General features: G+C 31.4%; 13 protein-coding genes. 3 read left to right on the forward strand and 10 right to left on the reverse strand.

Features of this window, described 5'->3' with window-relative positions; translation table 11 throughout:
* From RTK36_RS05535 to RTK36_RS05550, 4 genes are all read right to left on the reverse strand, one after another.
* Positions 1-534, reverse strand: a 534-nt coding sequence (locus tag RTK36_RS05535; protein WP_312045122.1) for a DNA/RNA non-specific endonuclease, incomplete at its 3' end; no start/stop codon positions are given.
* 173 nt (positions 535-707) lie between these two features.
* Positions 708-1,259, reverse strand: coding sequence for a DUF1643 domain-containing protein (locus RTK36_RS05540; protein WP_312045123.1), 552 nt, complete (start codon positions 1,257-1,259; stop codon positions 708-710).
* A 196-nt stretch (positions 1,260-1,455) separates the two neighbouring features.
* Positions 1,456-1,629, reverse strand: a complete 174-nt coding sequence (locus RTK36_RS05545) for a hypothetical protein (protein ID WP_312045124.1) — start codon at positions 1,627-1,629, stop codon at positions 1,456-1,458.
* A gap of 855 nt (positions 1,630-2,484) precedes the next feature.
* Positions 2,485-3,042 (reverse strand): recombinase family protein, encoded by a 558-nt coding sequence (locus RTK36_RS05550; protein ID WP_312045125.1) that lies wholly within the window; start codon positions 3,040-3,042, stop codon positions 2,485-2,487.
* 237 nt (positions 3,043-3,279) lie between these two features.
* On the opposite strand from RTK36_RS05550, the gene RTK36_RS05555 reads away from it, so the two are divergent.
* Both RTK36_RS05555 and RTK36_RS05560 read left to right on the forward strand, forming a co-directional pair.
* Positions 3,280-3,528: a hypothetical protein gene (locus tag RTK36_RS05555; RefSeq protein WP_312045126.1), complete on the forward strand. Its 249-nt coding sequence runs from the start codon at positions 3,280-3,282 to the stop codon at positions 3,526-3,528.
* A 183-nt stretch (positions 3,529-3,711) separates the two neighbouring features.
* The gene (locus tag RTK36_RS05560) at positions 3,712-3,912 is read left to right on the forward strand and encodes a helix-turn-helix domain-containing protein (RefSeq protein WP_312045127.1); all 201 of its coding nucleotides are present in this window, start codon (positions 3,712-3,714) and stop codon (positions 3,910-3,912) included.
* 321 nt (positions 3,913-4,233) lie between these two features.
* Here RTK36_RS05560 and RTK36_RS05565 read toward each other — a convergent pair whose 3' ends face one another.
* The 6 genes from RTK36_RS05565 to RTK36_RS05590 form a co-directional block, all read right to left on the reverse strand.
* Positions 4,234-4,650, reverse strand: a complete 417-nt coding sequence (locus RTK36_RS05565; RefSeq protein WP_312045128.1) for an HNH endonuclease — start codon at positions 4,648-4,650, stop codon at positions 4,234-4,236.
* A 185-nt stretch (positions 4,651-4,835) separates the two neighbouring features.
* Positions 4,836-5,045, reverse strand: a complete 210-nt coding sequence (locus RTK36_RS05570) for a hypothetical protein (RefSeq protein ID WP_312045129.1) — start codon at positions 5,043-5,045, stop codon at positions 4,836-4,838.
* 22 nt (positions 5,046-5,067) lie between these two features.
* Positions 5,068-5,607, reverse strand: a complete 540-nt coding sequence (locus RTK36_RS05575; protein WP_312045130.1) for a hypothetical protein — start codon at positions 5,605-5,607, stop codon at positions 5,068-5,070.
* Positions 5,568-5,753: a hypothetical protein gene (locus RTK36_RS05580; RefSeq protein ID WP_312045131.1), complete on the reverse strand. Its 186-nt coding sequence runs from the start codon at positions 5,751-5,753 to the stop codon at positions 5,568-5,570. Before RTK36_RS05580 ends, RTK36_RS05575 begins: the two co-directional genes overlap by 40 nt.
* Positions 5,754-5,817: 64 nt before the next feature.
* The gene (locus tag RTK36_RS05585; protein ID WP_312045132.1) at positions 5,818-6,090 is read right to left on the reverse strand and encodes a hypothetical protein; all 273 of its coding nucleotides are present in this window, start codon (positions 6,088-6,090) and stop codon (positions 5,818-5,820) included.
* A gap of 223 nt (positions 6,091-6,313) precedes the next feature.
* Positions 6,314-6,571 (reverse strand): helix-turn-helix domain-containing protein, encoded by a 258-nt coding sequence (locus RTK36_RS05590; RefSeq protein ID WP_312045133.1) that lies wholly within the window; start codon positions 6,569-6,571, stop codon positions 6,314-6,316.
* A gap of 192 nt (positions 6,572-6,763) precedes the next feature.
* Here RTK36_RS05590 and RTK36_RS05595 point away from each other — a divergent pair, with 192 nt between their 5' ends.
* Positions 6,764-7,603, forward strand: a complete 840-nt coding sequence (locus tag RTK36_RS05595) for an ArdC family protein (RefSeq protein ID WP_312045134.1) — start codon at positions 6,764-6,766, stop codon at positions 7,601-7,603.
* Positions 7,604-7,686 lie beyond the last annotated feature (83 nt).

Consider the following 7,686-nt stretch of genomic DNA (forward strand, 5'->3'; position numbering starts at 1 on the left):
GATTATCGCAACAAAATTACTACATCCTCCTGCATCCCTGATAACCTTCTCCATGTACGCCTGATCACCATGCCTATTTAATGTACTATTTTGGGGTGTGATATTGTAAGCATTTGAAACACCACCAAGAGAATCCGCAATTACATGACCCTCGTCTAAATCCTTTCTCTCCGTTCCAGGCACCTTCGCTTCATCTGAATAATACCTACCATTTGAATTAACTGGCTCAACAGAATCGTCTTGTAATGTGATTTTGTTAGCTGTGACCATTACAAGTTGTCCGAATTCGTTAGTGTATGCCCAATACTCTCTGTCGCCAAATCCTACATCAACCACAACATTAGGCTCTCTATGCCCCGAAAGATTGCCTCCATCTACTTCGATTAATTTATTCTTGATGAATTGATTTTCGATTGCATTTTCGTTTGTTGAAGCATCACCAAATATATTAAATCCCATTGTATTATTTATGGTATATATCGCTATTATTAAGCTTACAACCAAACCAAAGGTTTTTGTTTTCTTCTTTTTCATACCGGTTACCCCTTATTTATAACTTGAACTGAATTTATTTTTGTATAATATGTATTCCACAACCCTTACAAGCAACGGAATATGACCATTAATTTCTTCCCCTGAACGAATTGCTTTACCTCTACATATTAAGACAAGTTTCCTATTAAGTTTCATTTGATTCTCATTTTAAATCAGGAGTTTTTTGTCTTAAACTTATCTAAATAGTTCTTAACATTAAACTCTTGTAATTCATCTGGATATTTAGCTCCGATCCAATGTTTTGGATGCCCACCTTTCGTCATTCTGATACATTTCCATTCATAATTTTTTGAGCTATTATAAATATTTTTAAGGCATTTTAGCAAATATTCTCTCTTTTTAATAAGACAGCCCCAAGTAGCAAGTATAATAGTGTTTTCGGTTTTTCTATGAGAAAGAAATTTTTTAAAAGTCTTAATACTTTCTTTATACTTCTCATTATCTATTTCATTGTCTAACCCATCAGGATTAGTAGCTCTTTGAGAATATAAATTAAACATAACCCATTTACAATTTGGTTCACGATACAGCTTACAATAATTATTAAGTCTTGCTAATGTTGGATCTAATTTTTCTTTATTTGCTGTACTTGGATTAACTCCAATACAGATTATTATTTCATCATTATCATTTATATCCTCACCCATTAGATAACGGTGTAAGTCACCCAAATCACATTTATATAAAGGATACTTTTTATTCATATTAATCACCGTCCTATTCCTCTTTGATCAAATACTGATCAATTTCCTTTTGTTTATTTATCTTCAATAATTGAGGCACATTCTTGATCATCTTTGTCTTTAAAGTCATAATAATACTTATAAACACTGATATGCCAATAGCACACAATGCCTATTGTATTCCCCTCCTTCAAAAATGAATCATTTCGACATCTGTTTATAAAGCACTTTGTAAAACTTGAATTGCAAGACTTCCCAAGTTAATAGCAAAATCTAAGCTATGGCTTAATAAAATCAATATTAATGCCACTACACCAAATATGATTTTTGATATTACTATTACTTTCTTAGCTGATAAATTTTTAAATTGCCTTTTGATTTCTTTTAGCATTCTAATTCCTCCTTATTGTTTTATTTTTTGTTATATGCAAACAATAAAAAGGAATATTCAATATAATGTTCTATCTACATATTTATCCAATTATACCATCTTAGTTTCAACAATTCCAATACCATTAGGTAAAACCGTTGGAATGAAAAATACAATAAGTATGTCTGCTTTGAATTTAGTATTATTTGAGGAATTGTAATATCTAGTTTATGGAAGCGGGATATAGTATGTTATTTATATTTATCACATAAATTTTCCTGATACCGAACTACTTTTATAATTTTTAAATTTTGCTTTATTACTTTACTATGTTAAAGTAATTGATTTACTTTTCGTTTCAGTTTTGTTTTCTCTGCCAACCGCACCTAAACTATTAAAAAACCCTTATATTTCAACACATCTTAACACTCACAATATTTCACACCGAATAACCTACCGAATAAGTATGTTTTTATATTTAGGACACTTGCTTCCAATCTAGCCTATCAAGTAAAAATCATAAAACACCAATAAATTCAATGCTTTTTCAAGTTTTATATCTCAAAATAACCATCAAATTAATTGAAATTTTTACTTTACCGAAGTAAAGCGTTTTTGTTCTTATTTTTGCTATTTTTCTAATTAAAAATTTCTGCTATCCAAACCTAATTCACATAAAAAGCCTTATAAATCAGGAGTTTCTTCCTAATTAGATATACATCCAAAATCACTTTACCGAACTAAATCGCAAAAACACTTTATCTAGCTAAAGTAAATACTTAACAAATTTCTGCCTGTCTAACTTATGTGTCAATTGAAAATGTTAAATCCTCAAAATAAAAAAGACTATCACACTTCAGCAATAGTCAATTCTAATTATTTATTTTCATTTCTTTTCAGCTCTCTATATAATGTAGCTTGTGATATGCCTGTAATGTCTACTATTTCCTTGATAGAATGAGTTTGTGCATGGTATAACTTAATAGCTTTTTCTACAACTTTACTATCTGCTTTAGGTCTTCCCCCTTTTCTTCCTCTTGCTCTGGCAGATGCTAAACCCTCTTTAGTCCGTTGCACTGTTATATCTCTTTCAAATTGACAAATGGCAGATAACACAGTAATAAGCAATTTTCCAGTAGGTGTTTTGGTATCAATACTCTCTTTTAAAGATACCAATGTTATACCTTGTTTTTCCCACTCGTCAACTAAGATTAATAAGTCTTTGCTACTTCTCCCTAATCTCGACAAACTTTCTACTACAACAGAATCTCCTTCTCTTGCTCTCAGCTTGACTTTGTTTAATTCTGGTCTATCTGATTTTGTACCCGTCATTTTTTCAGTATACAATTCATCTACACCATATTTTTTAAGTGCATCCTCTTGTCGTAATAGTTCCTGCTTATCAGTGCTTACCCTTGCGTATCCAATTACCATATTATCACCGCCTTTTTATACCTAAACATTATCATTAAGGGTGTTTATTGTCAATATGATTTTGATAAAAGTTTTGATAAAATAATCGTCTATTTTTCACCTATTTTGTGGGTATTTTTTAAATAATAAAAACTTATCATAATCAATCGTTTATGATAAAACATAAAGCCTTTTGCTTGCCTTTTTCTTCCACATGATTTATACTGCAATCAACAACCAAATAAGGGAGTGAACGTTTTGCAATATGAAATTAAATCCCACACTTTTGATAGACTTTTAAAATTCAAAGACAATATCCTCTTAACCTTGATAGACCTTTATCTTAAATTACCAGAATCATTTCAGCCAAAGTTTATATCCCACTATATTGATAGGTATTCAAAAGGACAAATAGCCAAATACAAAAAGCAACTCATAAAAGGTAATTGGGATATTATTACTTTAGAAAAAGCAGCAGAAAATATTCGTGATAGGAAGCGGCATTAGATACTTAATTAAGAAGAAACATCTTTTAATTCAAAATAATTTGAAGGGGTTTGCCACACTGGTACACCTCTTTTTTGTTAGCATATATTTCCATTGAATAATCTTATCTGTACATGTAAAATTAGAGATACTTTCCAGTTTAACTAATTAAAGGATTGAAATTTTTGAAAGGATTGATAACCAATGTCCAGATTATTAAAAGTAAAAGACATTCAAGAAAGGTTTGGGTGCGGTAAACAAACAGCTTATGATATAATTAGACTAAAGGATTTTCCTAAACTTACGATTGGAAAACGATATTACATACCAGAAGATGAATTAGAAAAATGGATTAGCAGAAATGTAACGTCAACAATCGAGTTAAAGAATAATATATATAAATAAACATCCAACTATTTTTCAGTTTAATTAGGTGACTTCGTATTAAGCGGATTCACCTTTTTATTTGTCAAATAATCTTGGTCTAAATCGCAGTATATAAGCCTATTTTCGTTTCAAATATTTTAGGTGAAGAATTGCTCAAGAAAAGTATTATCGTTAAAATTAGGCTCATATAACGTGCATTTTCTCTAAGGGATATAGGTAAAGGATATTTGATATATGATGAAGAATTTTAAGCTGGTTGAAAATAATATTTTATCAACTTTTCGGCTGAATTGTTATCTTATTCCATGATAGACGACGGCTTATTTCAAAGCCATCCCCCTATTCATAATACTTATGTACTATTCCCCTAGCTGCTGCACCTATTATTTGTGCCAGTATCTTAAGATTACATTGTGACTTTAGATGAAATAAGAATACCTCTGTTATCTTTCTCATAAATTCATCTGGAAGAATGTCTTGTTTGATTTGATTACAAACTTTACAAGCTGGCTGTAAGTTCTCTAATTCATTACTGCCACCCTTTGCAAGTGGTTTGATATGGTCAACCGTAAAATCATCAAATGGAATAAAGTTCCCACACAAGGCGCAATGTCCTTTTGTCTTTGCATATACAACCTTTCTTGTTTCACTATTAAACTGTTTGCGCTTGCAAGAATAATTTTTCCTTTTATTAAGTTTGGTTTCTATGATATAAAAATTCTTTAGCTTCTTAGTTGCGGTAAGTATGTCATGCAACGCCACCTGAGATCGGAGTATTGATAAGCGTGTTGTGGATCTGACGTTTTTCTGATTCTTCCAGTACCATCTTTACAGCAATACATCTTTCCATTGGTTAAGACAAAGCACATTTTTCATCACCTCAATACAATATTTGAAATTATACCTATACCCAATGATGCAGAGTATAGGTATTTTTTTGCTTAACATACTTTTAACTTGTCCTCGTACCATTTCATAGGTTTAGTTTCCTTCTTCTCAAACGGAATAGTAAAACGTGCCATTTTAACCAGTACACCATCTGTAATAACTGGTGGTGTATATGTGACTTCAGCAAGCTGTTCTGCCTGTTCAGCTATCAAAGTGTTCTGTGCTACAACAATGTTCATAAGATCCTTATTAGATGTTTTCATGCTTTATCCTCCCTTGGATAGATTAGAAAAAAAATTCTGACAGCTTTTGCATAACAATCTTTTTTAAATGTCTTGAATTCTCGTCATTTATATCTATCTCAAATGGATCGTAAAATTCCGTCTTAATTTCTCTACCCGTTTCATCATTAACCCACAAAATAATGCCGACAGAATACCTAACTCTTTTTTTGTCCCCATCTTTAATATTCTGGCTGCTATCTAAATCCATAAAAAGAGATACATCTCTAAAAACAGTGCAATCTTCTAATTTTAAGCGGGGAAATTCTTTCTTAAACTCTTCCACAAATCTTTCTTCTGTGGCGTTCAATTCTTTCTCAATATTCTCAGACCTTTCTATCATGGGCATATATAACCCTATAGAGGTTTCAGAGAACACTATTTCCTCAAGTTTAACTTCACCAATGTTTGTAATTTTTCTAGTAGTCTTCATTTTATTTCCTCCTATGATTGTAGAATTTAATATTTTAAACAAGTAACTTTCTTGACCTCCAGCAACTATATTCAACCAAACAATTTTTCCCTCATTACTTGCTTTTGCCACTTCTGCAACTGCATGAAAGTATCAAATTGTGGGATATCTGTTTCAATATGAAAGTCCAAAAGTACCCTCTTTGTATCTTTAATGTCACGAGCTGAAGGTTTTACTCTTGTTCTTCCTTCTTTTACACAATTTTTGTTTAAATACACCTCTTGTCCCTCCTTTTTCTACGTAAAGGCTTTTGGGGAATTTCTTCCCCTCAGCCCTCTATAATTATTTAATTCTTAATACGTTGTAGCTTGTTACCTTTTCATATTCTGATAAGTCACCTAAATCAGTTTCAAGTTTAACCTTGTCAAGAGTTTTTCTGATTTGTTCTTTATAGGTTACTTTGTAGTTATCACCTATTACTTCTGTTGTGTTTTCTGTTTCCATATAAGAAGTAACTTCATGCTCCAAGGCTTTAATTTGATTTTCAAGTTCTTCCTTCATGTTCTTGTACTGGCGAAGTTCCTCAACCGTTTGTTTTAATTCTTCTCTTGTCATGATAATCAGTCTCCCTTATGTGTTTTTGGTTTGTTGTTTCAACCTTTATGAGACTATTATATGCCCTAAACACAGGGTTGTCTATTGGCAATGTTACTATATTTAGGGTATGTTTATTGTTGAATATTACTACCTTTAGGGTATGTTAAGCAAAAAAATAAAGACACAAATTAATGCATCCTTATTTCATACCTTCTTAAATACTTAAAACCCTTTTATATTATTATCCTCTGTACTTTCGCTCTGACTTATCTGAATATCCCTCTATATCATCCACACATTCCAATATATCCGCTGGTTGACAGTTTAATAACTTACACATTTTATCAATTACTTTCATATCTATTGATTCGCCATTTAGACCATCATTTTTAAATATTTTTGTTATTGTGGCAGAACCTAAAATTTTGTCCTGTTTTAATTTATATTGACTTATATTATTTTCTTTTAATTTTTTAACTAATTTTTCATAACTTATCACTTTGTTTCCCCCTCTCTTAGATATCTACAATATTAGCACATAATATCCCCTAAATCAAGTGTACCCTAAACATTGTAATGTTGCATAAATTTATACCCTAAATATTGTGACATTTACTTATTGATATCCCTATGTTTAGGGTATATAATTATATTAATAAATCAATTGCGTACACACAAAGGAGGTTTTCACATGAGTAAATCAGTTTATGAAATGGTAACAGATAGAATAATAGAACAATTAGAAAAGGGTTTAATACCTTGGAAGAAACCTTGGACAGGCACACAAAGCGGAGCATATAACAGAATAAGCAATAAGCCTTATTCCTTAATAAATCAAATGTTACTGAAACATACTGGAGAATATGCAACCTTTAAACAATGGTCAGATTTAGGCGGTAAAATAAAAAAAGGTGAGCAATCAGAAATAGTAGTTTTTTGGAAGATACAACCCATAGAAGAGACTAAGGAAGATAACACAATAGAAAAAAAGAACATACCTTTACTTAGGTATTTCAATGTATTTCATGTTTCACAGGTGGAAGGAGTAGAACCAAAAGAAAGAAAAATAGTAGAGGTTGAACCAATAGAAGAGGCTGAAAAAATAAAAAACACTTATATGCTTAAGGAGCATATCGCTATCAAAGAAATAGTAACAAATGAAGCGTTTTACAGTCCTCTACGGGATTATATACAAGTACCATGCAAAGGACAATATAAAGCGATAGAAGAGTTTTACAGCACATTATTCCATGAAATGGTGCATAGCACAGGACACAAGACAAGGCTTGACAGATTAGAAACAGGTATAAAGGCAAGCTTTGGAAGCGAAACATATTCCAAGGAGGAACTTGTAGCAGAGATCGGAAGTGCTACCATAATGAATATAGTAGGAATTGAAACACAAAAAACTTTCAAAAACTCAAGTGCTTACATTCAAAACTGGTTAAGTGTCTTGAAGTCTGATACAAGACTCATCGTATCCGCTGCAAGTAAAGCAGATAAAGCAGTTAATTATATATTAGGTGAGTAATTGGAAGCGGTAGAATTACCGCTTTTCTTTATGCTATTTATTAGGCTTTTTGTGCCTTATACGGCTCTATTTGAGCTTGTATT

Source organism: Anaerotignum sp., from assembly GCF_031981185.1.
Classification (GTDB): domain Bacteria; phylum Bacillota; class Clostridia; order Lachnospirales; family Anaerotignaceae; genus Chakrabartyella.

Excerpts from the sequence above, each read along its gene's own strand:
- RTK36_RS05595 (WP_312045134.1), top strand. The coding sequence starts at position 6,764 with ATGAGTAAATCAGTTTATGAAATGGTAACAGATAGAATAATAGAACAA.
- RTK36_RS05585 (WP_312045132.1), bottom strand. The coding sequence starts at position 6,090 with ATGACAAGAGAAGAATTAAAACAAACGGTTGAGGAACTTCGCCAGTAC.
- RTK36_RS05570 (WP_312045129.1), bottom strand. The coding sequence starts at position 5,045 with ATGAAAACATCTAATAAGGATCTTATGAACATTGTTGTAGCACAGAAC.
- RTK36_RS05550 (WP_312045125.1), bottom strand. The coding sequence starts at position 3,042 with ATGGTAATTGGATACGCAAGGGTAAGCACTGATAAGCAGGAACTATTA.
- RTK36_RS05545 (WP_312045124.1), bottom strand. The coding sequence starts at position 1,629 with ATGCTAAAAGAAATCAAAAGGCAATTTAAAAATTTATCAGCTAAGAAA.
- RTK36_RS05540 (WP_312045123.1), bottom strand. The coding sequence starts at position 1,259 with ATGAATAAAAAGTATCCTTTATATAAATGTGATTTGGGTGACTTACAC.
- RTK36_RS05560 (WP_312045127.1), top strand. The coding sequence starts at position 3,712 with ATGTCCAGATTATTAAAAGTAAAAGACATTCAAGAAAGGTTTGGGTGC.